Annotated in this window: 25 protein-coding genes, 1 pseudogene and 1 CRISPR repeat array; of the genes and pseudogenes, 15 read left to right on the top strand and 11 right to left on the bottom strand. The window is 70.4% G+C overall.

Annotated features, from left to right (window positions below; all coding sequences use genetic code 11):
* The first annotated feature begins 5 nt into the window (after window positions 1-5).
* From EES42_RS04730 to EES42_RS04685, 10 genes are all read left to right on the top strand, one after another.
* Complete coding sequence (locus EES42_RS04730) at window positions 6-1061, top strand: hypothetical protein (protein ID WP_124716802.1); 1056 nt, start codon at window positions 6-8, stop codon at window positions 1059-1061.
* Between the two features lie 106 nt (window positions 1062-1167).
* Window positions 1168-1779 (top strand): hypothetical protein, encoded by a 612-nt coding sequence (locus tag EES42_RS04725; protein WP_124716801.1) that lies wholly within the window; start codon window positions 1168-1170, stop codon window positions 1777-1779.
* Window positions 1780-1968: 189 nt separating this feature from the next.
* Window positions 1969-3198 carry an amidohydrolase gene (locus EES42_RS04720; RefSeq protein ID WP_124717417.1) on the top strand — a complete coding sequence of 410 codons (1230 nt, stop codon included), beginning with the start codon at window positions 1969-1971 and terminating at the stop codon, window positions 3196-3198.
* Window positions 3199-3336: 138 nt separating this feature from the next.
* Window positions 3337-4377, top strand: a complete 1041-nt coding sequence (locus EES42_RS04715; protein ID WP_124716800.1) for a BMP family lipoprotein — start codon at window positions 3337-3339, stop codon at window positions 4375-4377.
* 248 nt (window positions 4378-4625) lie between these two features.
* Complete coding sequence (locus tag EES42_RS04710; protein ID WP_124716799.1) at window positions 4626-6218, top strand: ABC transporter ATP-binding protein; 1593 nt, start codon at window positions 4626-4628, stop codon at window positions 6216-6218.
* A complete protein-coding gene (locus EES42_RS04705; protein ID WP_124716798.1) occupies window positions 6215-7333 on the top strand; it encodes an ABC transporter permease in 1119 nt (372 codons plus the stop codon). Before EES42_RS04710 ends, EES42_RS04705 begins: the two co-directional genes overlap by 4 nt.
* A complete protein-coding gene (locus EES42_RS04700) occupies window positions 7330-8619 on the top strand; it encodes an ABC transporter permease (protein WP_124716797.1) in 1290 nt (429 codons plus the stop codon). The genes EES42_RS04705 and EES42_RS04700 overlap by 4 nt, the downstream gene beginning before the upstream one ends.
* The gene (locus EES42_RS04695; RefSeq protein ID WP_124716796.1) at window positions 8616-9014 is read left to right on the top strand and encodes a cytidine deaminase; all 399 of its coding nucleotides are present in this window, start codon (window positions 8616-8618) and stop codon (window positions 9012-9014) included. The genes EES42_RS04700 and EES42_RS04695 overlap by 4 nt, the downstream gene beginning before the upstream one ends.
* A 112-nt stretch (window positions 9015-9126) precedes the next feature.
* Complete coding sequence (locus EES42_RS04690; protein WP_124716795.1) at window positions 9127-10404, top strand: thymidine phosphorylase; 1278 nt, start codon at window positions 9127-9129, stop codon at window positions 10402-10404.
* Window positions 10405-10502: 98 nt separating this feature from the next.
* The gene (locus tag EES42_RS04685) at window positions 10503-11099 is read left to right on the top strand and encodes a Uma2 family endonuclease (RefSeq protein ID WP_124716794.1); all 597 of its coding nucleotides are present in this window, start codon (window positions 10503-10505) and stop codon (window positions 11097-11099) included.
* Between the two features lie 113 nt (window positions 11100-11212).
* On the opposite strand, the gene EES42_RS04680 is transcribed toward EES42_RS04685, so the two are convergent.
* Complete coding sequence (locus EES42_RS04680) at window positions 11213-12427, bottom strand: hypothetical protein (RefSeq protein ID WP_124716793.1); 1215 nt, start codon at window positions 12425-12427, stop codon at window positions 11213-11215.
* On the opposite strand from EES42_RS04680, the pseudogene EES42_RS04675 reads away from it, so the two are divergent.
* Together EES42_RS04675 and EES42_RS04670 are read left to right on the top strand one after the other, a co-directional pair.
* Window positions 12408-13019, top strand: a pseudogene (locus EES42_RS04675) (transposase); the annotation flags it as partial. The gene EES42_RS04680 and the pseudogene EES42_RS04675 overlap by 20 nt on opposite strands.
* Window positions 13020-13170: 151 nt before the next feature.
* Window positions 13171-13605: an STAS domain-containing protein gene (locus EES42_RS04670; RefSeq protein ID WP_124716792.1), complete on the top strand. Its 435-nt coding sequence runs from the start codon at window positions 13171-13173 to the stop codon at window positions 13603-13605.
* 85 nt (window positions 13606-13690) lie between these two features.
* Here the strand turns inward: EES42_RS04670 and EES42_RS04665 are convergent, their stop codons facing one another.
* The 4 genes from EES42_RS04665 to EES42_RS04650 form a co-directional block, all read right to left on the bottom strand.
* Window positions 13691-14023 carry a hypothetical protein gene (locus tag EES42_RS04665; protein WP_124716791.1) on the bottom strand — a complete coding sequence of 111 codons (333 nt, stop codon included), beginning with the start codon at window positions 14021-14023 and terminating at the stop codon, window positions 13691-13693.
* A gap of 8 nt (window positions 14024-14031) precedes the next feature.
* The gene (locus EES42_RS04660; RefSeq protein ID WP_124716790.1) at window positions 14032-15042 is read right to left on the bottom strand and encodes a sigma-70 family RNA polymerase sigma factor; all 1011 of its coding nucleotides are present in this window, start codon (window positions 15040-15042) and stop codon (window positions 14032-14034) included.
* Between the two features lie 106 nt (window positions 15043-15148).
* The gene (locus EES42_RS04655) at window positions 15149-15865 is read right to left on the bottom strand and encodes a L,D-transpeptidase family protein (protein ID WP_124716789.1); all 717 of its coding nucleotides are present in this window, start codon (window positions 15863-15865) and stop codon (window positions 15149-15151) included.
* Window positions 15866-15950: 85 nt separating this feature from the next.
* The gene (locus tag EES42_RS04650) at window positions 15951-17285 is read right to left on the bottom strand and encodes an MFS transporter (protein ID WP_124716788.1); all 1335 of its coding nucleotides are present in this window, start codon (window positions 17283-17285) and stop codon (window positions 15951-15953) included.
* 62 nt (window positions 17286-17347) lie between these two features.
* On the opposite strand from EES42_RS04650, the gene EES42_RS04645 reads away from it, so the two are divergent.
* The gene (locus EES42_RS04645; protein WP_124716787.1) at window positions 17348-18301 is read left to right on the top strand and encodes a LysR family transcriptional regulator; all 954 of its coding nucleotides are present in this window, start codon (window positions 17348-17350) and stop codon (window positions 18299-18301) included.
* A gap of 45 nt (window positions 18302-18346) precedes the next feature.
* A CRISPR array of direct repeats spans window positions 18347-18554; the repeat unit is 25 nt; unit sequence CCACCCCCGCACGCGCGGGGACCAC.
* Between the two features lie 110 nt (window positions 18555-18664).
* Here the strand turns inward: EES42_RS04645 and EES42_RS04640 are convergent.
* Window positions 18665-19444: an alpha/beta hydrolase gene (locus tag EES42_RS04640; RefSeq protein WP_124716786.1), complete on the bottom strand. Its 780-nt coding sequence runs from the start codon at window positions 19442-19444 to the stop codon at window positions 18665-18667.
* A gap of 103 nt (window positions 19445-19547) precedes the next feature.
* On the opposite strand from EES42_RS04640, the gene EES42_RS04635 reads away from it, so the two are divergent.
* Together EES42_RS04635 and EES42_RS04630 are read left to right on the top strand one after the other, a co-directional pair.
* On the top strand, window positions 19548-20702 hold the full coding sequence (locus EES42_RS04635; RefSeq protein ID WP_124716785.1) for an adenosine deaminase: 1155 nt from the start codon (window positions 19548-19550) through the stop codon (window positions 20700-20702).
* Between the two features lie 134 nt (window positions 20703-20836).
* Window positions 20837-21154, top strand: coding sequence for a hypothetical protein (locus EES42_RS04630; protein WP_124716784.1), 318 nt, complete (start codon window positions 20837-20839; stop codon window positions 21152-21154).
* 70 nt (window positions 21155-21224) lie between these two features.
* On the opposite strand, the gene EES42_RS04625 is transcribed toward EES42_RS04630, so the two are convergent.
* The 5 genes from EES42_RS04625 to afsQ1 all read right to left on the bottom strand — a co-directional run bounded on the left by EES42_RS04625 (window position 21225) and on the right by afsQ1 (window position 24989).
* Window positions 21225-21428 (bottom strand): PspC domain-containing protein, encoded by a 204-nt coding sequence (locus tag EES42_RS04625; RefSeq protein ID WP_124716783.1) that lies wholly within the window; start codon window positions 21426-21428, stop codon window positions 21225-21227.
* Between the two features lie 94 nt (window positions 21429-21522).
* Window positions 21523-22071, bottom strand: a complete 549-nt coding sequence (locus EES42_RS04620; protein ID WP_124716782.1) for a VanZ family protein — start codon at window positions 22069-22071, stop codon at window positions 21523-21525.
* An 88-nt stretch (window positions 22072-22159) separates the two neighbouring features.
* Window positions 22160-22777, bottom strand: coding sequence for a GerMN domain-containing protein (locus EES42_RS04615; protein ID WP_124717415.1), 618 nt, complete (start codon window positions 22775-22777; stop codon window positions 22160-22162).
* Window positions 22777-24315 carry a sensor histidine kinase gene (locus EES42_RS04610; protein ID WP_124716781.1) on the bottom strand — a complete coding sequence of 513 codons (1539 nt, stop codon included), beginning with the start codon at window positions 24313-24315 and terminating at the stop codon, window positions 22777-22779. The genes EES42_RS04615 and EES42_RS04610 overlap by 1 nt, the downstream gene beginning before the upstream one ends.
* Complete coding sequence (afsQ1, locus tag EES42_RS04605; RefSeq protein ID WP_206433404.1) at window positions 24312-24989, bottom strand: two-component system response regulator AfsQ1; 678 nt, start codon at window positions 24987-24989, stop codon at window positions 24312-24314. The genes EES42_RS04610 and afsQ1 overlap by 4 nt, the downstream gene beginning before the upstream one ends.
* Between the last annotated feature and the right edge of the window lie 191 nt (window positions 24990-25180).

Here is a 25180-nt window from a genome sequence, read left to right as displayed (position 1 = left end):
GACCGGTGAACCTCGCCTTCGTCGAGAGCCCGGTCCAGCTCCTGAACGTCCTGGAGTGGGCCTACGCAGAGGGAGGCGACGACCGGGTCCTCACGGACATCACGGTCGTCGTCCTCCCCCCGGTCGACCCGATGTCGCGCGGTCAGCTGCGCCGGATGGCGGAGCTGGCCCGCGACGAGGGCATCACCGTCCGCTGGCAGGAGGCGCGCGGCGGCGCGGGCGCGCCCCTGAAGAGCCTGCGCGACCTGTCCGGACTCGTCCGCAGGGCGCAGCACATCGTCATCGGCGACCCGTTCTCCCGGTACGTACAACTCCTGCTCACCATGGTCCGCGCCCGCCGCCTGACCGTGGTCGACGACGGCACGGCCACCATGGAGTTCGTCGCCCAGCTCGCGCGCGGCGAACGCCTGGTGCGCTGGCACCGCAAGGGCAGCTCGGGCCCGCGCGAACTGGTCCTGGCCCCGGTCACCGCCCGCGCCCGCAGCCGCTTCACCCCGTCCGCCACCCGTACGGTCGAGGTCTTCACGGCCATGCCGGTCGAGGCTCCGCCCGGTGTGACCGTCACCCCCAACACCTTCGCCTGGACCCGCGCCCGCTTCGGCCCGCCGCTGCTCACCAAGGGCGCCGACCTGGTCGGCACCTCGCTGGTCGAGACGGGCGTGGTCGACCGGGAGCAGTACCTGGAGGCCGTGGCGTCCCTGTCCCGCACCCACGGCGCGACCCGCTACTTCGCCCACCGCCGCGAGTCCACCGAGAAGCTCCACGCCCTGGAGGCCGCCACCGGCCTGGAGATCGTCCGCCCCGACCTCCCCCTGGAACTCATCGCCCGCCGCGGCCCCATCGGCCGCACGGTCCTCAGCTTCCCCTCCACGGTCGTCCACACCCTCCCCCTGGCCCTGGCCGGCACCGAGGTGAAGGTCGCGGTCTGCGACATCGCCCCGGAATGGCTCCGCGACACGGCCTCCCCGCGCGCCCAGGGCTTTCTGAGCGGCGTCACGGAGACCGCCCGCGACGTCCAGCGCCTGGCACCCTGGCGGGCGACGGCGGTGACGGAGGCGTAGCCCGGGGCTCAGGGGTGACCCTGACGTTCAAGTGGACCGTCACCAGGGTTTGTTGGGGGCTCGCCCCGATGGTGGGCAGGGCCGGTCCGGCGCGAGTATTCGGTGCATGACGACGACGCAGGTGCTGACGGTACGACAGAACGGGACGGCCGCGACGGCCCTCCTCGTGGGGCCCGCCCTGATGGCCGGGTACGGAGTGGTACGGCTGGTCGGGCGGGCCGTGAGTGATTACGGGCCCGGGGTGTGGTGGACGACGGCGCATCTGCTGTTCCTGGCCGGGGTGCTCGCGTTCGTTCCGGTGTTCCTGGGGTTGCGGGGGCTCGCCGGGGAGCGCGGGGGCGGACGGGCCGCCGCCGAGGTGGCCGCCTGGACCGGGATGCTCGGTGCGGCGGCGGTGGTGGTGCAGGCGGTGATCGACCTGACGGCCGGGTTCGCCGCGGCGGACAAGCAGGCCATGAGCGAGATGTTCGACCGGGTGCAGGGCGTGCCCGGGGTGATGCCGCTGGTCTACACCGTGGTGCCGATGCTGTTCTGGCTCGGGCTGCTGGCCCTCGTCATCCTGCTCGCGTTCCTCCGCCGTGACGCGGTCCGGTGGTGGACCCCGGTGCTGGTGCTGGCGGGGACGGTGCTGATGGCCGTGAACCTGGATCTGCTGCCGGTCGGAGCGCTGTGCCTCGGGGTGGCGCTGATGCCGGTACGCCGGGGGCTCTCCGCCTGACGGAGCCCGATGGCCGGCCTGGGCGGTCGGAGTGGTCGGTCATGGTGCAAAAGGGGGCGAGTTTACCCGCCCCACCGTCACCTCACACGCCGCAGCGCAGTCATTTATTCGTCTATGTGGCTGAACTTTTCTTGTTTCATGGTCAGTTGAAGGGGGAAGGGCCTTACCCTTCACCAGGTGAACGAGTTGATGTCCCGCGAGTCCGACGCCGAGCCGACGCCCCACGACGAACCGCTCCCCGGCACCCTGCCCGAGGCCCTGCGTGCCGAGCTGATCGCGTTCCGGCGCGACCTGCACATGCACCCCGAGCTGGGCAACCAGGAGTTCCGAACCACCGCGGCCATCAAGGCCCGGCTGGAGAAGGCCGGTCTCGAACCACGGGTACTCGCCACCGGAACCGGGCTCATCTGCGACGTGGGCACGCGCGACGACTCCACCCGGCCCATGCTCGCCCTGCGCGCGGACATCGACGCACTGCCCATCCCGGACACCAAGACCGGCGTCCCGTACCGCTCCACCGTCCCCGACCGGGCGCACGCCTGCGGGCACGACATCCACACCACCTCGGTGCTCGGCGCCGGGCTGGTGCTCGCCGGGCTCGACCGGCAGGGGCTGCTCCCCAACCCCGTTCGGCTGATCTTCCAGCCGGCCGAGGAGGTGCTGCCCGGCGGGGCGCCCGACACGATCCTGTCCGGGGCGCTGGAAGGCGTCGGGCGGATCATCGGGGTGCACTGCGACCCGAGGGTGGACGTGGGGCGGATCGGGCTGCGGGTCGGGGCGATCACCTCGGCCTGCGACCGGCTGGAGGTCAGCCTGGACGGCCCCGGCGGGCACACCGCCCGGCCGCACCTGACCACCGACCTGGTCACCGCCGCCGCCAAGGTCGCCACCGAGGTGCCCGCGCTGCTGGCCCGCCGGATCGACGCCCGGTCGGGGCTCGCCGTCACCTGGGGGCGGCTGGAGTCCGGGCACGCCTGCAACGTGATCCCGCAGCACGCCGAGCTGTCGGGCACCGTCCGCTGTCTGGATCTGGCCGCCTGGCGGGAGGCCCCCGACCTGGTGCACGCCGCGATCGACGAGGTGGCCGGGATGTACGGCGCCAAGACGGTGATCGACTACGTCCGGGGCGTCCCGCCGGTCGTCAACGACGCCGCAGTGATCGATCTGCTCGCCACGGCGATGACCGCGCGCCGCGGATCGTATGCGATCGAGGACACCGAACAGAGCCTGGGCGGCGAGGACTTCTCCTGGTACCTGGAACATGTCCCCGGCGCCATGGCGCGGCTCGGGGTCCGTACGCCGGGCGACACCGCCCGGCTCGACCTGCATCGGGGTGATTTCGACGCCGACGAGGAGGCGATCACGGTCGCCGTGGAGCTGTTCACTGCCTCCGCGTTGCTCGACCGCAACCATCCGTGACCGGACTCGTCACCTCTGGTTCGCGACGATCCGATAACGGCTTCCGTACAGGGCTTTATCTGACATCTACGCGCGTTACGATCGCCGCGAAACCAGCGCCGGAAGAGGCGCTTCGGTCAGGTTTGAAGGAGCCTTCCCTTGCGCCGGGTATCCAAGATCACCGCTGCGTGTACCGTCACCGCGGCCCTCGCGTTCACCGCCACCGCGTGCGGCGAGTCGTCCACCGAGAGCTCCGGCTCCGACAAGGGCAAGATGAAGATCGGCATGGCCTACGACGTCGGCGGCCGTGGCGACAACTCGTTCAACGACTCCGCCGCGCGTGGTCTGGACAAGGCCAAGTCCGAGTTCGGTGCCGAGACCAAGGAGCTCACCGCCAAGACCGGTGAGACCCCCGCCGACCGTGAGCAGCGCCTGGAGTCGCTCGCCGAGGGCGGCTACAACCCGGTCGTCGCGGTCGGCTTCGCGTACAAGGACGCGGTCGACAAGATCGCCGCCAAGTACCCGAAGGTGAACTTCGGCCTCGTCGACTCGGTCGCCACCGCGAAGAACGTCGACAGCATCGTCTTCACCGAGGAGCAGGGCTCCTACCTCGCCGGTGTCGCCGCCGCGCTGAAGTCGAAGGACGGCCAGGTCGGCTTCATCGGCGGTGTGGACCTTCCGCTGATCAAGAAGTTCGCCGCGGGCTTCCAGCAGGGCGTCATGGAGACGAACCCGAAGGCCAAGGTGCAGATCCAGTACCTGTCCACCGGTTCGGACCTGTCCGGCTTCGGCAGCCCCGACAAGGGCATGGCCGCCGCCAAGGGCATGCTCGACAAGGGTGCCGACGTCATCTTCGCCGCCGCGGGCGGTTCGGGTGCCGGTTCGATCGAGGCCGTCGCGGGCAAGAAGGGCGCCTGGTCCATCGGCGTCGACTCCGACCAGGCCCTCGACCCGTCGCTGTCCAAGTACAAGGACACGATCATGACCTCGGTCGTGAAGAACGTCGACGGCGGTGTCTACGACCTGGTCAAGTCCGTCAAGGACGGCAAGCCGCTGACCGGTACGCAGACGTACACCCTGGCCAAGGACGGCGTCAGCCTGACCACCACGGGTGACCACATCAAGGACATCCAGGCCAAGCTCGACGAGGCGAAGAAGAAGATCGCCGACGGCACCATCAAGGTCAAGACCACGACCTGATCCACCGTCGATCGGGGCCCGGGTGAGCCGCTTCGGCTTCACTCGGGCCCCGATTTCACGTACCGGCCCGGCCGACTTGCCGTAGCCGTGCGCACACTGTCCGCCACCTGTCATCAGGTGGCCAACGATTCGGTGGCGCTACGCGCGTAGCGTCCGCCGGGCGCGATACCTTTCACGCTCCCACCGCCTCCGCCCTCCGCTCCTGCCAAGGAGAGTGCGCCATCAACGCGTCCAGCAGTCCCCATGCCGTGGAGCTCCGCGGCATCACCAAGCGGTTCCCCGGGGTCGTGGCCAACCACGACATCGACATCACCGTGCGCCGCGGCACCGTCCACGCCCTCGTCGGCGAGAACGGCGCCGGCAAGTCCACTCTGATGAAGATCCTTTACGGCATGCAGAAGCCGGACGAGGGCACCATCGCGGTGGACGGCGAGCAGGTCTCGTTCCACAACCCCGGTGACGCCATCGCGCGCGGTATCGGCATGGTGCACCAGCACTTCATGCTCGCCGACTACCTCACCGTCCTGGAGAACGTCGTCCTCGGCTCCGAGAAGCTGTACGGCATCGGCGACCGGGCCCGCGCGAAGATCAAGGAGATCTCCGACTCGTACGGTCTCGGGGTCCGCCCGGACGCCATGGTCGAGGACCTCGGGGTCGCCGACCGGCAGCGCGTGGAGATCCTCAAGGTCCTCTACCGCGGCGCCCGCACCCTGATTCTCGACGAGCCGACCGCCGTCCTGGTGCCGCAGGAGGTCGACGCGCTCTTCGACAACCTGCGCGAGCTCAAGGCCGAGGGCCTGACCGTCATCTTCATCTCGCACAAGCTGGGCGAGGTCCTGTCGGTCGCCGACGAGATCACCGTCATCCGGCGCGGTACGACGGTGGGCACCGCCGACCCGAAGCACACCACCACCAAGCAGCTCGCCGAGCTGATGGTCGGCAGCGAGCTCCCGTCGCCGGAGACCCGCGAGTCGACCGTCACCGACGTACCGATGCTGACCGTCGACGGGCTGCGGCTGAGCGCCACCGACCCGGACGGCGTGGTGCGTTCGGTCCTCGACGGCATCGGCTTCACCATCCACAAGGGCGAGGTCCTCGGGATCGCGGGCGTCGAGGGCAACGGCCAGTCCGAACTGGTCGACGCCATCATGGGCATGCGCCACCTCGACGCCGGGGTGCTCACCCTGGACGGCGCCGACATCTCCCGCACGCCGACCCGCAAGCGCCGCGAGGACGGCATGGGCGTCATCCCCGAGGACCGCCACCGGCACGGGCTGCTGCTGGAGGCCCCACTCTGGGAGAACCGCATCCTCGGCCACGTCACCGAACGCCCCAACAGCAAGGGCGCGTTCCTCGACCTCAAGGGCGCCCGCACCGACACCGAGCGGATCGTGCGCGAGTACGACGTGCGCACCCCCGGCATCGACGTCACCGCCGCCTCGCTCTCCGGCGGCAACCAGCAGAAGCTGATCGTCGGCCGCGAGATGAGCCACGACCCGAAGCTGCTGATCGCCGCGCACCCGACCCGGGGCGTGGACGTCGGCGCGCAGGCGCAGATCTGGGACCAGATCCGCGAGGCGCGCCGCGAGGGTCTCGCGGTGCTGCTGATCTCCGCCGACCTGGACGAGCTGATCGGGCTCTCCGACACCCTGCGCGTCATGTACCGCGGCCGGCTGGTCGCGGACGCCGACCCTGCGACCATCACCCCGGAGGAGCTCGGCTCGGCGATGACGGGCGCGGCCTCCGGCCACCTGGAAGCCCCGGACGACTCGGGTGCCGAAGGCACCGGAAGTGCCGACAGCACCGACACCGACCCCCGGAACGGGGGAGAGGACCGATGAAGAAGATCGACAAGGAGCGGCTGCTCCTGGGGATCGCGGCCCCCGTACTCGCGATCGTGGTCGCCTTCCTGGTGACCGCACTCGTGCTGGCCGCCACCGGCAAGGAGCCGTTCAGCGCCTTCGGCATCATGTTCGACTACGGGATGAAGTCGGACAGCCAGGTCTACATCCTCAACAAGGCGACGACGTACTACCTCGCGGGTCTCGCGGTGGCCGTCGGCTTCCGGATGAACCTCTTCAACATCGGTGTCGACGGCCAGTACCGCCTCGCCGCCTTCTTCGCCGCCGCGGTCGGCGGCGCGCTGACGCTGCCCGGCGCCCTGCAGATCCCGCTGATCATCCTCACCGCGATGATCGTCGGCGCGATGTGGGCCGGCATCGCGGGTGTCCTCAAGGTCACCCGCGGCGTCAGCGAGGTCGTCTCGACGATCATGCTGAACGCCATCGCGACCGCCATCATCGGCTACCTCCTCCAGCAGGGCCGCCTCGGCCACCTCGACGAGGCCGGCACGAAGATCTCCACCAAGCCGATCCCGGAGTCCTCGCACTTCTTCGAGTTCCCGACCACCCCGTCGCCCGTCTGGGGTTTCATCGTGGTCGCGGTCGTCGCGGGCGTCGCCTACTGGTTCACGCTCTCGCGCACCCGCTTCGGCTTCGACCTGCGCACCGTCGGCCAGTCCGGCTCCGCGGCCGAGGCCAGCGGCGTCGACGTCAAGAAGATGGTCATCACCTCGATGCTCATCTCCGGCGCCGTGGCAGGCCTGATCGGCATGCCGACCCTCCTCAACGACAGCTACGAGTACAGCGGCGACTTCCCGGTCGGCATCGGCTTCACCGGTATCGCCATCGCCCTCCTCGGCCGCAACCACCCCGTCGGCATCGCGCTCGGCGCACTGCTCTGGGGCTTCCTGGAGCGCGGCACCGGCAAGCTCGAATTCGAGGGCTACGACAAGGAGATCGTCGGCGTGATCCAGGGCGTCATCGTCCTGTGCGTCGTCATCGCCTACGAAGTCGTCCGCCGCTACGGACTCAAGCGCCAGCAGAGCAAGGTCGGCGCGGAACTCGCCGCACAGGCCGCCGCCCGTAACAACGACCAGCAGGAGGTGTCGGCGTGAGCGCCACGGCGACTTCCACCCCGCCCCCCGCGGCCCCCAAGGTCTCCGGCGGCAAGGGCGGCCGCACCCGCCTCTCCTTCCCCGTCGTCCTGCTGATCGTCGCGGGCGTGCTGCTCGCGCTGTCCGCCGTGCGCGCCATCACCGGCGCGGAGGACGTCACCTCGGCGGGCCAGATCAGCGCGGCCCTCGCGATGGCCGTGCCGATCGGCCTCGCCGGTCTCGGCGGCCTCTGGGCCGAGCGGGCCGGTGTGGTCAACATCGGCCTCGAAGGCATGATGATCCTCGGCACCTTCTTCGGCGCCTGGGCCGGCTGGCAGACCAACCCGTGGCTCGGCGTACTGGCCGGGGTCGTCGGCGGCATGCTCGGCGGTCTGCTGCACGCGGTGGCGACCGTCACCTTCGGCGTCGACCACATCATCTCCGGCATCGCCATCAACATCCTGGCGCTCGGCTTCACCACCTACTTCGCCAAGCTCTGGTTCAACTCGGGCGAGGCGGCGGCCAAGGGCGGCAGCCCGAAGCAGTCCCCACCGGCCGACGACATCACCTCGGTGACGATCCCGGGCCTCTCCGACTGGCTGCACTCCATCGAGAAGCACCACTGGTTCTTCGTCTCCGACGTGGCCGGAGTCATCGGTGGCCTGGTCACCAACGTGTCGCTGCTGACGATCCTGGCCATCGTCCTGTTCGTCCTCACGTTCTTCGTGCTCTGGAAGACCTCGTTCGGGCTGCGGCTGCGCTCCTGCGGCGAGAACCCGGTCGCCGCCGAGTCGCTCGGCGTGAACGTCTACACGTACAAGTACATCGCGGTGATCGTCTCCGGCGGCATGGCCGGCCTCGGCGGTGCCTTCCTCTCGCTGGTCACCTCGCACATCTACAACGAGGGCCAGACCGGCGGCCGCGGCTACATCGGTCTCGCCGCGATGATCTTCGGCAACTGGCGGCCCGGCGGGCTCGCCATGGGCGCCGGACTGTTCGGCTTCGCCGACGCGCTCCAGCTGCGCAACGGCGGCGAGTCCGTCCACGCGCTGCTCCTGCTGCTCGTGGTCGTGCTGGCCGTGCTCGCGGCCTGGAAGCTCTACCGCAAGAGCTTCGTCCAGGGCGGGATCAGCGCGGTCATCGCCGCCGCGGTGCTGGTCTGGTACCTCGCGACGGACACCGTGCCCACCGAGTTCGTGAGCGCCACCCCGTACATCGTCACGCTGCTCGTCCTCTCGCTCTCCGCCCAGCGGCTGCGGATGCCCAAGGCGGACGGCATGCGCTACCGGAAGGGCCAGGGCAAGTGACGGCCGCCGCGGAGGTCGACTGGGCGGCGCTGCGGAGCGCCGCACGGTCCATGATGACCCGCGCGTACGTCCCGTACTCGCACTACCCGGTCGGTGCCGCGGCGCTCGTGGACGACGGCCGTACGGTCGCCGGCTGCAACGTCGAGAACGCCTCGTACGGCATCGGGCTGTGCGCCGAGTGCGGCCTGGTCTCCCAGCTCCACGCCACCGGCGGCGGCCGGCTGACCCACTTCACCTGTGTGGACGGGGCGGGCGAGATCCTGGTGCCGTGCGGCAGGTGCCGTCAGCTGCTGTACGAGTTCGGCGGCCCCGAGCTGGTCCTTGAGGCGCCGGACGGGCTGCGCACGCTCGACGAGATGCTGCCGCAGGCGTTCGGCCCGAACCATCTGAAGTAGAACTCCGGTGGCCCTCCCGCAGGTCGGGAGGGCCACCCCCGTTTCCACCCTCTATGCGCGTAGAGTCATTCGGGACTCCTGCGTACGCACCGGCCGGAAGGAATTCCAGGACATGGACGCCATCTCCGTCATCCGCACCAAGCGGGACCGAGGCGAGCTGACCCCCGAGCAGATCGACTGGGTCATCGACGCGTACACCCGCGGTGAGGTCGCCGACGAGCAGATGTCCGCGCTGGCCATGGCGATCCTGCTGAACGGCATGAACCGCACGGAGATCGCCCGCTGGACCGCCGCGATGATCGCCTCCGGCGAGCGGATGGACTTCGCGTCGCTCTCCCGCCCCACCACCGACAAGCACTCCACCGGCGGCGTCGGCGACAAGATCACCCTGCCGCTCGCCCCGCTGGTCGCCGCCTGCGGCGCCGCCGTGCCGCAGCTCAGCGGCCGGGGCCTCGGCCACACCGGCGGCACCCTCGACAAGCTGGAGTCCATCCCCGGCTGGCGCGCCCACCTCTCCAACGAGGAGATGCTCAGCGTCCTGGACACCACCGGCGCCGTGATCTGCGCCGCCGGCGACGGGCTCGCCCCCGCCGACAAGAAGCTGTACGCGCTCCGCGACGTCACCGGCACCGTCGAGGCCATCCCGCTGATCGCCAGCTCCATCATGTCCAAGAAGATCGCCGAGGGCACCGGCGCGCTCGTCCTGGACGTCAAGGTCGGCTCCGGCGCCTTCATGAAGACCATCGAGGACGCCCGCGAACTGGCCTCCACCATGGTCGCGCTGGGCACCGACAGCGGAGTGCGCACCGTCGCCCTGCTCACCGACATGGCCACCCCGCTCGGCCTCACCGCGGGCAACGCCCTGGAGGTCCGCGAATCGGTCGAGGTGCTGGCCGGCGGCGGCCCGAAGGACGTCGTCGACCTCACCCTCGCCCTGGCCCGCGAAATGCTCGACGCGGCCGGCCTCAAGGACGCCGACCCCGAGAAGGCCCTCGCCGACGGCTCCGCGATGGACGTCTGGCGCCGCATGATCTCCGCCCAGGGCGGCGACGTGGACGCCCCGCTCCCGGTCGCCCGCGAACAGCACGTGGTCACCGCCCCGTCCACCGGCGTGCTGACCCGCCTGGACGCCTACGACATCGGCGTCGCCGCCTGGCGCCTCGGCGCGGGCCGGGCCCGCAAGGAGGACCCGGTCCAGGCCGGCGCGGGCGTCGAACTGCACGCCAAGCCGGGCGACACGGTCACGGCCGGACAGCCCCTGCTGACGCTGCACACCGACACCCCCGAGAAGTTCGACTACGCGTTGAAGGCCCTGCCCGACGCCTACGACATCGCCCCGACGGGCACGTCGTTCACCGCCACGCCCGTGGTGCGGGAACGTATCGCCTGACCTGCGGTTTCCCCGTACGGGTGAACGGGACCGGTGGACTGCCACCGGTCCCGTTCGGCATGTTGGACTCGGTGACGCACCGATAAGAGGAGACCGTCATGAGCGCACCCGGCGTCGACCCCGCGCCCATCTCCCGCCACGGCCAGGACTGGGACGACCTCGTCCGGATCTGGGAGGAGACGGACGCGCCCGAGGGCTGCAAGGTGGAGATCATCGAGGGGATCGTCACCGTGTCGCCACCGCCGTCCAAGGACCACAACACCACCGCGGCGCTGGTGCAGCGCAGGCTCTACAGCGTCATTCCGGAGGACTGGGGGATCTACCAGAGGCTCGGAGTCGCCATGCCCGGACGGGGCGGGATCTACCTCCCCGATCTCGTCGTCATGTCGTATGCCGTGGCGACCGGGCCGGGCAACCGTGTCCCGGCCGAAGAGGCCCGGCTCGTCGTCGAGATCACCTCGCAGGCCAACGCCAACCACGACCGCATCGGCAAGGTGCACGGATACGCGAAGGCCGGAGTCGAGCTGTTCCTGCTGCTCGACCCGTGGCACTCGGGCCGCCCCACCGCCACCCTGTACGGGGAGCCCGACGGCGGCACCTACCGCGTACTGGACACGGTCGAGTACGGGGAGAAGCTGACGCTGCCCGAGCCGTTCGGGCTGGTCCTGGACACCGGGGTCTTTCCGGTCAGCTGAGGGGCGAAGCGCACCGGTCCCTCGGCATGCGAACGGCCCGTCGGGGCGGAGGAACCTCCCCGACGGGCCGCTCTCGTGCGGTCGGTGCGCCTACCGGCTCACCGACGTGCCGCTCACTTGCCGAAGTACGCGTTGTAGATCGACACCGACGACTTGTTGCCCTGCTTGTCCGTGACGTCCGCCCGGTAGGAGATGGACTTCCCCTTGGCCGGGTTCTTCACGGAGAGCTTGCCCGCCTTGACCGTGGACTTCTTCCAGGTCTTGCCGGCGTCGTAACTGACGTACACCGTCAGCGACTTGAGGTTCTTGCCGGCGGCGGCGCCCTGCACCGTCACGGGTACGGAAGCGGTCCGGCCGGCCGTGACCCTGCTGTCGAGGGTGACGTTGGGCGTGAACCGCACCGTGGAGACCGGGAGCATGGTCGGGGCGGTGGTGTGCTTGGAGCGGAAGGTCCAGCTCGCGTCGATCCGGGTGGAGACCGCGGAGAGCTTGGCGCTGCGCCGCATCGAGGTCGTCAGCCGGTAGTCGGCGGCGCCGGACGGCACGGCCATCGGGACCACGCCCGACAGCGGGTCCTCGTTCTGTACGAGCTTCTTGCCGTTGCGGTACAGGACGGTGTTGACCGAACTGTACGCCGAATCACCGACGTTGCCGCGTCCGTCGGCCACCAGCGGCAGCTTGCCGACGATGTTGTCGCCGTCGCGCAGGACACCGAGACCGGAGGTGACCGCGGGGCCGAACACCGCGGTGTTGACCTTCTTCGTGTAGGACTTTCCGGCCTTCAGGGACTGCGGGGCGATGGAGTACAGCGACTCGGTCGCCGGGATGCCGTCCTCGTCGGCCGGACCGTCCTGGCTGAAGTCGAAGCCCCACCGCACCTTGTCGGCGGTGGAGACATAGGCGGTGACAGCGCCGGGGATCTTGTGCAGGGACCAGGCCGACCAGCCGCCGTCCACGCCGGGCAGTATGCCCGACGGGGCGACCTCACCGGTCTTGCCCTTGGCGGGCGAGCCGAGGGAGAGACCGACCTTGGCCAGCTGGCCGGTGGTGTACTTCCGCTCGAAGCCGGTGGCCGCCCCGGTCACCGGACCGCCGGCCACGATGTCGTACCGGGTCGAGGTGCCCTTGATCCAGCTGCCGACCCAGTTCTGGGAGAGCGAGCCGTCGGTGACCTTCGGGCCGAAGTGCGCGGTGCGGAAGTTCTTGTACGAGTCGAGGAGCCAGCCGTACCCGTAGGCGTTGTCCTCGGACGCGTACTGGAGCTCGGTCGTGGCCAGCAGGGGCGTTGTTCCGGCGGCGGGCAGGGTGATCGCCGACGGCGAGGTCATACCCGAAGAAGGCGAGCCCGAAGTGGTGTTCTGCATGGATGAGTTCGGCCCGCTGAACCTGATGCCCCACCCGGGCCGGCAATGGGCCGAGCGCGGTGGCAAGCACAAAGACCCCGACAGCGAGCCACGCCGACGACGGCGGGCGACCTACAACCGCTACGGCGGAGTACGGCACCTGTCCGCAGCCCTGGACCTGGCCAAGGACAAGCTCTACGGTCACATCAAACCGGTCAAGAAGCGGACGCAGTTCCTGGAGTTCTTCCGCTACCTGCGCAGCCTCTACCCGCCCCAGACCCGCATCGCGATCGTCTGCGACAACTTCTCCCCGCACCTGACCACGCAGAGATGCCAGCGGGTCGGCACCTGGGCGGCCGCGCACAACGTCGAGATCGCCTACACCCCGACGAACTCTTCCTGGCTCAACCGCATCGAGTCCCAGTTCACCGCCCTGCGCTGCTTCACCCTCGACGGCACCGATCACGCCACCCACAAAGAACAGGGCAGCATGATCCGCCGCTACATCATCTGGCGAAACCTCCATACCGACGACCAGCGCCTACAAGCCGTCGTCGACAGGGCAAACGTTGCCTGATACGGCACTAGAGGGGGAATCGAATGGACGGGTTCACAGGAACCGCACAAATAACGGGAGTTGACGCAAGCTCATCGGTCCGGGCGGTCCGGGGCCGCGTGGAGTGCCGGTGGCCCACGGCCTCCGGGGGAAAGTGCGGAACCGGGCAGCGATGAGTTTCGGCCGCCGGACCGGTCTCCCTGATGTGGAAGCCATGACCCCGATCGTTCTCGTCGTCACCGGCCGCGTCACCAGGGACGCGGTACCGGGACTCTGCGCCGAGCTGGAGGCGCTGCTGTACGGCCCCGACGGCGCCGCCCGTGCTCCGGGCGCCGGGGTGGACTGCGACGTGGGCGGGGTCGTACGCGCGGATCTGGCCCTGGTCGAGGCGATAGCGCGGCTGGGGCTCGTCGCACGCCGGGCGGGCGGCCGGAGACTGCGGCTGCGCAATGTGTCCCCCGAGCTGCGGAGCCTGCTGGATCTGGTGGGGCTGGCCGATGTGGTGGACCTGGGATACGGGACGGGGGAGGACGCAGGGAGCGGGACCGGTGCCGGGCCGATGCCGGAGCGGGGCGCCGGGCCCGGGGTGACCGTAGACGCAGACTGAGGGAAGCAGCCCCTCGGCCCGTGTCCCCTCGGCCCGCGTCCCCTCGCTCTCCCCTCGCTCTCCCCTCACAGTCCCCTCAGCCCCCTCAGTCCTCGCCCCGCCCCTCTCGGTCCGCAGGCCTGGCCACGGCGCAGACCGTCTGGCTGAAGCGGGCCGTCCCGCCGTCGGCCGGGCCCGCCGATGCCTTGAGCAGCGGGACCGGGGTGGCGGTGGGACGCGGCGACGCCGCGCTGACGATGTCGTCGCAGACGGACTCGGGCTGCGGCCCCGGCTCACCACCGGGGCCGGTGGTCCGGGCCACCTCGGGCACCGGACCGTCGGTGGCGGAGGGCTCGCCCAACCACTGAGTGAGCCCCCAGCCACCGGCCGCCAGCACCACCCAGCCGGCCACCAGCCCGTTCCGTATGCCGTGCTTCACGTCCGGTCTCACACCGCCGCGTCGTCGTCCACCGCAGCGTCGTCGTCGAGATGGTCCGGCAGGCCGAAGAGCGGGAACCAGCGCGGCGTGTCCAGGAAACAGTGCATCCCGGTGATGGCCCCGTCCGAGATGTCGATGACCTGCACCGCCCACGGCACGAACCCGGGCCCGTCCGGATTCGGCTTGTAGTGCGCGAACGCCGGGGTGCCGTTCGCCGAAGTCGCCACCAGGCGGGAGCCCGCGCAGCTCGCGCCGATGGAGAGCATGAAGCCGGTGATGTCGTCGTGCCCCTGGAGCCAGAGGTCGAACGGCGGCATGGTCATCACGGCGTCCTCATGGAGCAGCGCGGTCAGCGCCGCCATGTCGTAGCCCTCGAAGGCCGCCACGTACCGCTCAAGGAGCTTGCGCTGCTCCTCGTCGAGCGGATTCGCGGCGTCGGCCGGCCTGCCCTCGTGTTCGGTGAGGGTGGCCCGGGCCCGCTGGAGGGCGCTGTTGACCGAGGCGACCGAGGTGTCGAGCAGCTCGGCGACCTCGCTCGCCTTCCAGGCCAGCACCTCGCGCAGGATCAGCACGGCGCGCTGCTTGGGCGGCAGATGCTGGAGCGCGGCGACGAACGCCAGGCGCACCGACTCCCGCGCCACGGCGGCCTCCGCCGGGTCGGCCACCGTCGGCAGGATGCGGCCGTCCGGCATCGGTTCCAGCCAGGTGTTCTCCGGCAGGGGGTTGAGCGCCGCCTGGGCGAGCGGGGTCGGGCCCGTCAGATCGACCGGGCGGGCCCGCTTGTTGCCCGCGTTCAGCATGTCCAGGCAGACGTTGGTGGCGATGCGGTACAGCCAGGAGCGCAGCGAGGAACGGCCCTCGAACTTGTCGAAGTTGCGCCAGGCACGCACCAGCGTGTCCTGCACAGCGTCCTCCGCCTCGAAGGCCGAGCCGAGCATCCGGTAGCAGTAACCGGTCAGCTCGACCCGGTGTCCCTCCAGACGGCTGTCGACGTCCGTCGTCGCTGTCAGATCACTCATCGCTCCACCCCTGTTGCGCTGTGACACCGCTCACTTCGGCACTCTGGAAGCTACCGCAGGCCACTGACAACGGGGGCGGGAAGTGTCCAAGCCGCCCGGATTCCGGTCACGTTCCGGGCTTGCGCCCGTACACGTACACGTCGTCGCCGTTCTTCAGCAGTTTCCAGTACGACTTGGCGTCGGCGGTACGCATGTTGACGCAGCCGTGCGACCCCGGCGGGTTCCACATCTTCACGCCCACCGCGTGGAACGCCTGGCCCCCGTCGAAGAACTGGGAGTACGGCATCGACACGTGGTAGATCGACGAGACATGGTCGATGTGCCGCCAGTAGATCTTCTTCGACCCGGTGCGGGTCTCGTAGCCGTTGCGCCCGGTCCGCACCGGCACGGGCCCGAACTTCAGCTTGCTGCCGTCCTGGATCCAGCTCAGCTGCCGGGTCAGGTCCACGCACGCGATGCGCCCCTTGTTGGTGGGGCACTTCTTGTCCTTGTTCGGGTTCTTGCCGGCCGCCTTCTGGGCGGTGAGCGTCTTCATCGTGCGCCAGGTGACCGGACCCGCGTACCCGATGGTGGGGGTGACCCCGTAGGTGCTCTGGAACGACCTGATCGCCTTGCAGTCGGCGGCCGACTGCTTGCCGTCCACCGGCCGTTTCAGATACTTCTCGACCTGCTTCTGGTACGGCCCGGTGGACGTCGTGCAGGACGCCGCCTGCGCCGACCCGCCGGTGGCAAGCACCAGCGCCGGCACCGCGGTCAGCCCCGCGACCGACATCGCGAGCCCGCGCCGCAGCCGTGCTCCCCGTATGTTCCCCGCGACTCTCATGTACGCCAACTCCCCTTCGCGCGCCGTGAGGTGATTCCGCCTGCTAGACGCGCGTCGGGGAGTGGATGGTTGTGCGTCGTATGTCTCAGTTCTGTACGGAGGCCATGCCCCGGTGCTGTACGGACACCACCGGAACCTGCCGGCGCCGCTCGGCGCGGGCGGCCCGCGTCCCGTACAGCGTGATCGAGACGACGCCGAGGACCGCGAGCAGTCCCAGCGAGACGGTGCCGGCCCAGCCCCCGGCGTGGAAGGCGACCGCGCCCAGCGTGCCGCCCGCGCTGGAGCCCAGGTAGTACGCGGACTGGTAGAGCGCCGACGCCTGGGCGCGGCCCTTCGTCGCGGTGCGGCTCACGGACGAGGAGGCGACCGCGTGCCCGGCGAAGAAGCCCGCCGTGATCAGGACCAGGCCGAGGAGCACGGCGGCCAGCTGGTCGGCCAGCGAGAGCAGCAGACCGGCGGCCGTGGTGGAGACGGCGAGGTACAGCGCGCCCGGGCGCCCCAGCCGGGCGACGAGCTTCCCCGCCGCCGCGGAGGAGACCGTACCGACCAGATAGACGAGGAAGATCGAACCGACGACGCCCTGCGGGAGGTTGAACGGCGCCTCGACGAGCCGGTAGCCGATCACCGTGTAGACCGCGCCGAACACCGTCATGAACAGCGCGCCGATCGCGTACAGCCGGCGCAGCAGCGGATCGGCGAGGTGCCCGCCGACGGTCTTCGCCAGCGCCTTCGGGTTGAGCGTCCCCGGGGTGAAGTTCCGTGCCCGGGGGATCATGAAGTGGAAGACCACCGCGCAGGCCACGGCCAGCAGGCCGACCGCGCCGAGCGCCGCGCGCCAGCCCCAGAGCTGGGCGATCCAGCCGGTGAGGATGCGGCCGCTCATGCCGCCGATGCTGTTGCCGGCCACGAAGAGCCCGATCGCCGCGACCAGCGCCTTCGGCCGCACTTCCTCCGCCAGATACGCCATCGCGGAGGCCGGCAGACCGGCGAGCGCCGCGCCCTGGACGGCGCGCAGCGCGATCAGCCAGCCGAGCGAGGGTGCGAACGGCACGAACAGCCCGACCGTCACCGCGACCGCCAGCGAGGCGGTCATCATCTGCCGCCGCCCGAACCGCTCCGACAGCGCGCTCATCGGCAGCACACACAGCGCCAGTGCGCCCGTCGCGGCGGACACCGTCCAGCTGGCCTGCCCGGCCGTGGCGCCGAAGGAGGCGGAGACGGCGGGCAGCAGGGCCTGCGTGGAGTAGAGAAGCGCGAACGTCGCGACACCTGCGGCGAAGAGCGCGAAGCTCATCCGGCGGTAGCCGGGGCGGCCCGGTTCGAGCCGCTCCGGAGCGGTGGTGGCGGGGGCGGCGACGGGGGACGGCTGGGGCGAGGCGGCCACGGTGAGCGTGGACGCCCCGGTACTGGCAGGAGGCATGCTCCGAAAGTAGGCTCTCCGGTTTCATGCGTCCAATGCGCGAAGTGGCGATAATCAATCCCATGGCGCATGAACGCAGCTCACAGCCCCGGCTGTCACCCAGTAGTTACGAAGAAGACATTCGCGCAGTGCTCGCGCCGCGACTGGCCCACTTCGAGGCGGTGGCCCGCCACGAGCACGTCACACGCGCCGCGCAGGAGCTCGGCGTACCGCAGTCGACGCTGTCGCGGGCGATGGTCAGGCTCGAACAGGACCTGGGCGTCGCCCTGTTCGCCCGCAAGGGACGTACCGTCTCGCTCACCCCGGCGGGCCGCACCTTCCTGGGCTCCGCCGAGCGGGCCCTCGCCGAGGTCGAGAAGGCCGCCGACTCGGTACGGGCCGACGCCGACCCGGCCACCGGCAAGGTCGCCTTCGGCTTTCTCCACACCATGGGCTCGGAGACCGTCCCCGCCCTGCTGCGCGCCTTCCGCGCCGACCACCCCCGGGTCCGCTTCCAGCTCGTGCAGAACTACGGCGAGGCGATGATCGAACGCCTCCGGGCCGGCGGCCTCGACCTCTGCCTCACCTCACCCGTCCCCGACGCCCCCGACCTCGTCGCCCGCCGCCTGGACGAACAGCGCCTGCGCCTCGTCGTCCCCGAGGACCACCGCCTCGCCACCCGCCGCCGTATCCGCCTCGCGGAGGCCGCCGACGAAAAGTTCGTCACCCTCGAACCGGGTTACGGCCTGCGGCGGATCACCGACGACCTGTGCGCCGAGGCGGGCTTCACACCCCGGGTCGCCTTCGAGGGCGAGGAGGCGGAGACCCTGCGCGGCCTGGTCGCGGCCGGCCTCGGCGTGGCCCTGCTCCCACCGCCCGCGGTGGCCCGCCCCGGTGTCGTGGAACTGACGGTGACGGCCCCGAGAGCGGCCCGCGAGATCGGCGTCGCCTGGCTGGACGGCCACCCCGACACACCGCCGGTCGCCGCCTTCAAACGCTTCCTGCTGTCGCGACGGGGGCATCTTCTGCCGGACTGACCGGGCCCGCCTCACGCAGAGCACCACCCCCCCCGCTGGGTAGGACCACCCCCGCACGCGCGGGGACCACCGCCACGGCTACAAGAACTGGACCCCGGACGCGGGGCCACCCCCGCACGCGCGGGGACCACTCCACTTGTTGGGCCAGGGCGTCGCGCGCCTCGGGGCCACCCCCGCACGCGCGGGGACCACACGCCGCAGTGGCAGCCGTCGTGCGACCGGAAGGGACCACCCCCGCACGCGCGGGGACCACAGTTCGTGACCTGCGACTTTATCGAGAGAAGGTGCTGTTTTTCTTCACTTTCATTGAATCCGGCATACGCGGCATAAGCGTCATCGCTCCCTGTTCTCCCAAGCGCCCAGTCACCCCCGCAGCGACTTCCCGAACCCTGCCGCCAGCGGCATCCGCAGCCCCAGCGGCGGCGGCGCCGCCAGCGCGTCGGCGACCGGGCGTGCGTACGCCCGGCCGAACAGTGAACCGCACACGAAGTCCGCGGCCAGGGCCGTCACTTCGGCCCGGTGCTGGCGCAGTGCGTGGCCGTCCGAGTGGACCTCGAAGCGGCAGGTGTCGCGGTTGGTCTTCTTGGCCCGTTCGGCCAGCCGGAAGGACAGCTCGGGGTCGGTGCGGGCGTCGTTGGTGCCGTGGACGAGCAGCACCTGACGGCCGAGCAGGTGCTTCACCGGCTCCGCCCCGTCCGCCGCGTCCGATCCGTCCGCGTCGGCCTCGGGCAGCCAGGGGGCCATCGCCAGTACCGAGTCGACCGCGGCGTGGCCGCCGGCCCGGAGTGCGGCGCGGCCGCCCATGCCGTGTCCGGCCAGGCAGACGGGGACGTCGCCGTAACGCCGGACGACCTCCTCCACCGCCCATTCGGCGTCCGCCGCGAGCTGTGCGTCGGTGGCGTTCCAGCCCCGGCAGCGATAGCGCACCACATGCGCGGCGAGCCCGTCGTCCTGACCGGCGCGGGCCAGGGCGCGGGCCAGTGGCAGCTGGAATGCGTACGAGAGGGGGGACGGGCGACGGTGCGAGTCGGGCTCTCCGTCCGGGAGCAGCAGAACGACGCCGCTGACCGCGGTTGGAGCTCCGGCCGACCTGACGGCCCGTCCCAGCCTTGCGGCGGGCAGAGGGAGTGCGCGCTGTGCCATGACAGAACAGTGTCAGAAGGACGGGTGTACTCCACCCGTATTCGCGGTCACTGTTACGCATCGGCGAGCGACAATCTACGCGCGTAGGCGCTAGAGTGCGCAAATGATGAGCCCGACCCTTCATGTGCCCGGCCAGGATCAGATCCGGCGTGCCCCCAAGGTGCTTCTCCACGACCATCTCGACGGCGGTCTGCGCCCGGGAACGATCGTCGACCTCGCCCGCGAGAGCGGATACGAGGGACTTCCCGAGACCGAGCCCGACAAGCTCGGCATCTGGTTCCGCGAGGCGGCCGACTCCGGATCGCTGGAGCGCTACCTGGAGACGTTCGCCCACACCTGCGCCGTCATGCAGACCCGTGAGGCGCTGGTCAGGGTGGCCGCCGAATGTGCCGAGGACCTGGCCGCGGACGGTGTCGTCTACGCCGAGGTGCGGTACGCCCCCGAGCAGCACCTGGAAGCCGGGCTGACCCTCGAAGAGGTCGTCGAGGCGGTCAACGAGGGCTTCCGCGAGGGCGAGTCGCGGGCCCGCCGGGACGGGAACCGCATCCGCGTGGGCGCCCTCCTCACCGCGATGCGGCACGCCGCCCGCTCCCTGGAGATCGCCGAACTCGCCAACCGCTACCGCGACCAGGGCGTGGCCGGCTTCGACATCGCGGGCGCGGAGGCGGGCTTCCCGCCCACCCGGCACCTCGACGCCTTCGAGTACCTCAAGCGCGAGAACAACCACTTCACCATCCACGCGGGCGAGGCCTTCGGCCTGCCGTCGATCTGGCAGGCGCTCCAGTGGTGCGGTGCGGACCGGCTCGGCCACGGGGTCCGCATCATCGATGACATCGAGGTCGCCGACGACGGCGGGGTGAAGCTCGGCCGCCTCGCCTCCTACGTACGGGACAAGCGCATCCCGCTGGAGCTGTGCCCGACCTCCAACCTCCAGACCGGCGCCGCCGCCTCGTACGCCGAGCACCCCATCGGGCTGCTGCGGAAGCTGCATTTCCGGGCCACGGTGAACACGGACAACCGGCTGATGAGCGGTACGAGCATGAGCCGCGAATTCGAGAAGCTGACCGAGACCTTCGGATACACGCTCGACGACATGCAGTGGTTCACCGTCAATGCGATGAAGTCGGCATTCATTCCTTTTGATGAGCGTCTGGCGATGATCAACGATGTGATCAAGCCCGGATACGCCGAGCTGAAGTCCGAGTGGCTCTTCGAGCAGACCGCTGCGACCAGCGTTTCTTCCTCTTCCGTGGGCTGATCCCGGCTCCGCGGACAACGGCCGGGACGCCGAATTCCCGGCCGTTGTCCGCGTGTCGGCGTGTTTGCGGGAAGGGCGTCGGGCTGGCTACTTTTCGGAGCCCCCACATCCCTCTCCCCAAGGATGAATTTCACATGAAGCAGTCTGCTGTCAGGACTCTCGGCGTCGCCGCTCTCGGTGCCGCCTTCGCCGCCGCCGCCGCGGGCACCGCCTCCGCCGCCGTGCTGCCGACCGACGCCGCGACCACCGCTCTGCCGGTCGCGAGCGCGGCGCTGGGAACGGCGACCCAGAGCCTGCCGGTGCAGGAGACGGCCACCAAGCTGCTCGGCACCGACCAGCAGAAGCTCGTCGGCCAGGCCACCACCCCGGTCAAGGGTCTGCTCGGCGGCATGCCCGCGGGCGGCCTGCAGACCAGCGGCCTGTCGACCAACGGTCTCCCGCTCGGCGGCTGATCCCCGTACATACGCCTGTGGGGCGGACACCCGGTCCGGGTGTCCGCCCCACAGGCGTATGCGTACCGGATCACCAGGCGGTGGCCGACGACGTCTTCTCGGACGGGAACAGCAGCCAAAGCGCCAGGTAGAGCAGGAACTGCGGCCCCGGCAGCAGGCAGGAGACCAGGAAGATGACGCGCATGGTCCCCGCGGAGGTGCCGAAGCGCCGTGCCAGCGCTGCGCACACTCCGCCGATCATGCGTCCGTCACGGGGGCGGGCAAGTGCGGCCATGGTGGGCTCCTTCGCGAACCGTTGCTGAGGGAGCAGCTCCGTCGTGCTCCCGATGTCTCCATGGTGGCCCGGCGAAGGGGGGCAAAGCGTCGCTCTACGGTGCGATCCCGACCCTGGGAATCGTCGGGGTCGAACCCTGGCCCGCGTCGTTCCTCGGGTGGGGGAGCACCCCGACCCGATCCTGCTTCCGGCGGCGCAGCCGCGCCCGGCACATGGGCACCACGAGCAGATGGGCGATGGCCACACCGGTGGTGTTCAGCAGCAGCGAATCGACATCGACGACCTGACCGGGCACGCCGGTCTGGGCCAGCTCGATGCTCGTCGAGATCAGCGCACCCGCCGCGACGGTACGGGCCAGCGAGGCCCACGGGGAGACGGAGAGCCGGCCCCCGGCCATCGGCAGCAGCACGCCCAGCGGGGCGAGCAGCAGCAGCCCCTCGCCGATCCGGCGGGCCGCCTCGACCGGGCCGAGGGACAGATCCGCCCTGATACCGGCGAAGGGTCGGAGATTCGAGGCGCCCATCCACGGCACATCGAGCGGGCGCAGGGTCAGCCACCCGACAAGCAGCAGATGCGCGAGGAGCAGAGAGACCCCGGCCGCGCGGAAGCGGATGACGGCTGTACCGTCCGAACCTTGACGCACGCCACCCAAGACGCGGCGAACGGCAGGATCGGTTCCGCCGTCCCGGAAACCGGCCCGCCCGGCGACGGCGAGCCGCTCACCGGGGCGTTCAGTTCCCCGCGCCGACCATCGGCGTCGGTACCGCCTTGGGCCGCGCCTTCATCTCCGAGGTGCACAGGTACCCGCGCGGCGGGTAGTTCCCCGGCCCGCCCAGTACCACCGTGCCCTCCGGGGCGAGCGAGTCGCTCTCCGCGTACGTGCAGACGATCTGCGCCAGCGCCTCGGACCGCAGGTCCTCCGGCTGCTCGCTGAGCCGGAGCGTGCCCGCCCGGTCGCCGCCGCGGGCCCCGCCGACCCGCAGGGTCTTCGGCACGGTCGTGGAGTACCCCGCCTGCCGTTCCGCGGCGGGCGGCTTCTGCAGCAGCTCGCCCAGGAGCGCCTGCGCGACCCGGACCCGGTCGGTGCCGTTCTCGTCGATCTGCACCGTACGGTCCACCGTGACCAGCTGCGAGGAGCAGACCAGATAGATCTGTACGGGGATGCCCCGGGCGGCCTGTGTCGTGACGTTCTCCGCGGACATCGCGCACGGCACCTGGGACGGTGCGGCACCGGCGTCCACCGGCACGGTGGTGGACCTGATCCCGCAGCCCGCGGCCAGCACCGCTGTGACCACGGCGCCGGCCAGTGCCACGGCCGTACGGCGCGCCCGGCGGTTTTCGCTGCCCATCACGTCGCGTCGCCCTCCTCGTCCCGGTCCCCGGTATCGTGCCCACCGCCGGGCCGGGTGAGCTGCTCGGCATCGCGCGGCAGCCGCAGCACGAACACCGCGCCGTCGCCGTCCGGTGAGTTCGCGGCCGTGATGTCACCGCCGTGGATGTGCGCGTTCTCCATGGCGATCGAAAGACCGAGCCCGCTGCCCTCGGAGCGCGGGCGTGAGGCGCTGGCCTTGTAGAAACGGTCGAAGACATGGGGCAGCACGTCCCCGGGGATGCCGGGGCCGTGGTCCCGGACCTCGATGACGAGCTGGTCGCCCTCGGTCCGCACCGTGACCCGTACCGGCGAACCGCCGTGCTTGAGCGCGTTGCCGATCAGATTCGCCAGGATCACATCGAGCCGGCGCGGGTCCAGACGGACCATCATGCCGCGCTCGGCGCCCAGATCCACCGCGTCCAGCCACGCACGGACGTCGATGCAGGCGGTGACCTGGTCGGCGACGTCCACGGTGTCGAGGACGAGCCGGGCCGTACCCGCGTCGAAGCGGGTGACCTCCATCAGGTTCTCCACCAGGTCGTTGAGGCGCCGGGTCTCGCTCACCACCAGACGCACCGCGGGCGCGATCATCGGGTCGAGGCTGTCCGCCTCGTCCTCCAGCACCTCGGTGACGGCGGTCAGCGCGGTGAGCGGGGTGCGCAGCTCGTGCGACATGTCGGCGACGAACCGCCGGCTCGCCTCGTCCCGCGCGCTCATGTCCGCGACCCGCTTCTCCAGCGAACTCGCGGTCCGGTTGAACGTACGGGAGAGATCGGCCAGTTCATCCGTGCCGGACACCACGAGCCGGGTGTCGAGCTTGCCCTCGCCGAGCTTGCGGGCGGCGTCGCCGAGCCGCTGCACGGGCCGCAGCACGGTCGTCGCGGCGGCCTGCGCGAGCAGCGCCGAACCGATCAGCGCGAGCCCGGTGGCGATGCCCAGGGACCAGGCCAGGGAGTTGAGGTCCTGCCGTTCCTGGTCGAGCGACTTCAGCATGTAGCCGGTCGGGCCACCGCCGATGATCTTCGTACCGCCCACCAGGTACGGCGTGCCGCGGATGCTGGTCCGCTGCCAGAACAGGTGGTACTCGTACTTGTTGCCCGCCTCCACCGGCTGCCTCTTGTTGACCGCCTTCTGCAGCGACAGCGGTACGTTGTCGAGGGTGAAGGTGTCCAGGTCCGAGTTGCCGACGATCGGCTTGCCGGTGTCGCGCTCGTCGACCAGCAGCACGCTGTAGCCCGGCGAACTGCTCGCCATCTGCACCGCGGCGTTCTGCAGATCGTCCCTGGTGGGGTGGAGCGGCAGCGAGGCCGCCCGGCCCTGCATCTCCTGGCGGAAGTCCCCGAGCGCGGAGTCCTGGGTACGGGTCAGCACGGCCTCGCGGTTCAGCCAGTACGCGATCCCCGACGCGGACACCGCGGCGGTCAGCGCCACCAGCGCGAACACCACGACGAGCCGCAGCCGCAGACTGGTCCAGCGGAGCCCGGCGAGCAGGCTCCGTTTGACTGCATCGCTCACTGAGGCGAGTCCAGTCGGTAGCCCACACCCCGGACGGTACGGATCAGCGTCGGCGACGACGGCACGTCCTCCACCTTGGCCCGCAGCCGCTGCACACACGCGTCCACCAGCCGGGAGTCACCGAGGTAGTCGTGCTCCCAGACCAGCCGGAGCAGCTGCTGCCGCGACAGGGCCTGGCCCGGCCGGCGGCTCAGCTCCAGCAGGAGGCGCAGCTCGGTCGGCGTGAGCTGCAGATCCTCCCCGTTCTTGGTGACGGTCATCGCGGAACGGTCGATCACCACGCTCCCGAACGAGGCGGAGTCGGTGGACTCGCGCTCGCCCCGGCGCAGCACCGCGCGGATACGGGCGTCGAGCACCCGGCCCTGCACGGGTTTCACCACGTAGTCGTCGGCGCCGGACTCAAGCCCGACCACGACGTCGATGTCGTCGCTGCGCGCGGTCAGCAGAATGATCGGCAGCTGGTCGGTGCGCCGGATACGCCGGCACACCTCGAAGCCGTCGATCCCGGGCAGCATCACATCCAGCACGATCAGGTCCGGCCGCTGCTCACGCAGCAGTTTCAGGCCGTCCTCTCCCGTCGCCGCGGTGGCCACTCGGTGGCCCTGGCGTGACAGCGAGAGTTCGAGGGCCGTGCGGATGGCGTCGTCGTCCTCGATCAGCAACAGGAAAGGCACGCTGGTCATTCTGACCCATGGTGGCGTCCCAGTTCGACAGTTGGGGTCGACTCATACATCCCGCGCGCCCCAGGAGCACGCTCGGCAGGCCCTGTGACAGGCCTGTGACAGTCGGCGGACAGCGTCATGAAACTGCCCCGGCAAGCTCATTGGCACAAGGAACGGACGGACTCCACCGATGGGGGGCGCGA

It is taken from the genome of Streptomyces sp. ADI95-17, from assembly GCF_003846175.1.
Classification (GTDB): Bacteria; Actinomycetota; Actinomycetes; order Streptomycetales; family Streptomycetaceae; genus Streptomyces; species Streptomyces sanglieri.
Note: the sequence above shows the minus strand (reverse complement) of the source record. Positions and strands in the feature narration are given on the sequence as shown.

Coding starts and splice junctions, on each gene's coding strand:
- EES42_RS04630 (WP_124716784.1), top strand. CDS start 20,837: ATGAAGCAGTCTGCTGTCAGGACTCTCGGCGTCGCCGCTCTCGGTGCC.
- EES42_RS04690 (WP_124716795.1), top strand. CDS start 9,127: ATGGACGCCATCTCCGTCATCCGCACCAAGCGGGACCGAGGCGAGCTG.
- EES42_RS04655 (WP_124716789.1), bottom strand. CDS start 15,865: ATGAGAGTCGCGGGGAACATACGGGGAGCACGGCTGCGGCGCGGGCTC.
- EES42_RS04660 (WP_124716790.1), bottom strand. CDS start 15,042: ATGAGTGATCTGACAGCGACGACGGACGTCGACAGCCGTCTGGAGGGA.
- EES42_RS04615 (WP_124717415.1), bottom strand. CDS start 22,777: ATGGGCAGCGAAAACCGCCGGGCGCGCCGTACGGCCGTGGCACTGGCC.
- EES42_RS04650 (WP_124716788.1), bottom strand. CDS start 17,285: ATGCCTCCTGCCAGTACCGGGGCGTCCACGCTCACCGTGGCCGCCTCG.
- EES42_RS04645 (WP_124716787.1), top strand. CDS start 17,348: ATGGCGCATGAACGCAGCTCACAGCCCCGGCTGTCACCCAGTAGTTAC.
- EES42_RS04725 (WP_124716801.1), top strand. CDS start 1,168: ATGACGACGACGCAGGTGCTGACGGTACGACAGAACGGGACGGCCGCG.
- EES42_RS04670 (WP_124716792.1), top strand. CDS start 13,171: ATGAGTTTCGGCCGCCGGACCGGTCTCCCTGATGTGGAAGCCATGACC.
- EES42_RS04640 (WP_124716786.1), bottom strand. CDS start 19,444: ATGGCACAGCGCGCACTCCCTCTGCCCGCCGCAAGGCTGGGACGGGCC.
- EES42_RS04685 (WP_124716794.1), top strand. CDS start 10,503: ATGAGCGCACCCGGCGTCGACCCCGCGCCCATCTCCCGCCACGGCCAG.
- EES42_RS04635 (WP_124716785.1), top strand. CDS start 19,548: ATGATGAGCCCGACCCTTCATGTGCCCGGCCAGGATCAGATCCGGCGT.
- EES42_RS04680 (WP_124716793.1), bottom strand. CDS start 12,427: ATGACCTCGCCGTCGGCGATCACCCTGCCCGCCGCCGGAACAACGCCC.
- EES42_RS04625 (WP_124716783.1), bottom strand. CDS start 21,428: ATGGCCGCACTTGCCCGCCCCCGTGACGGACGCATGATCGGCGGAGTG.
- EES42_RS04720 (WP_124717417.1), top strand. CDS start 1,969: ATGTCCCGCGAGTCCGACGCCGAGCCGACGCCCCACGACGAACCGCTC.
- EES42_RS04705 (WP_124716798.1), top strand. CDS start 6,215: ATGAAGAAGATCGACAAGGAGCGGCTGCTCCTGGGGATCGCGGCCCCC.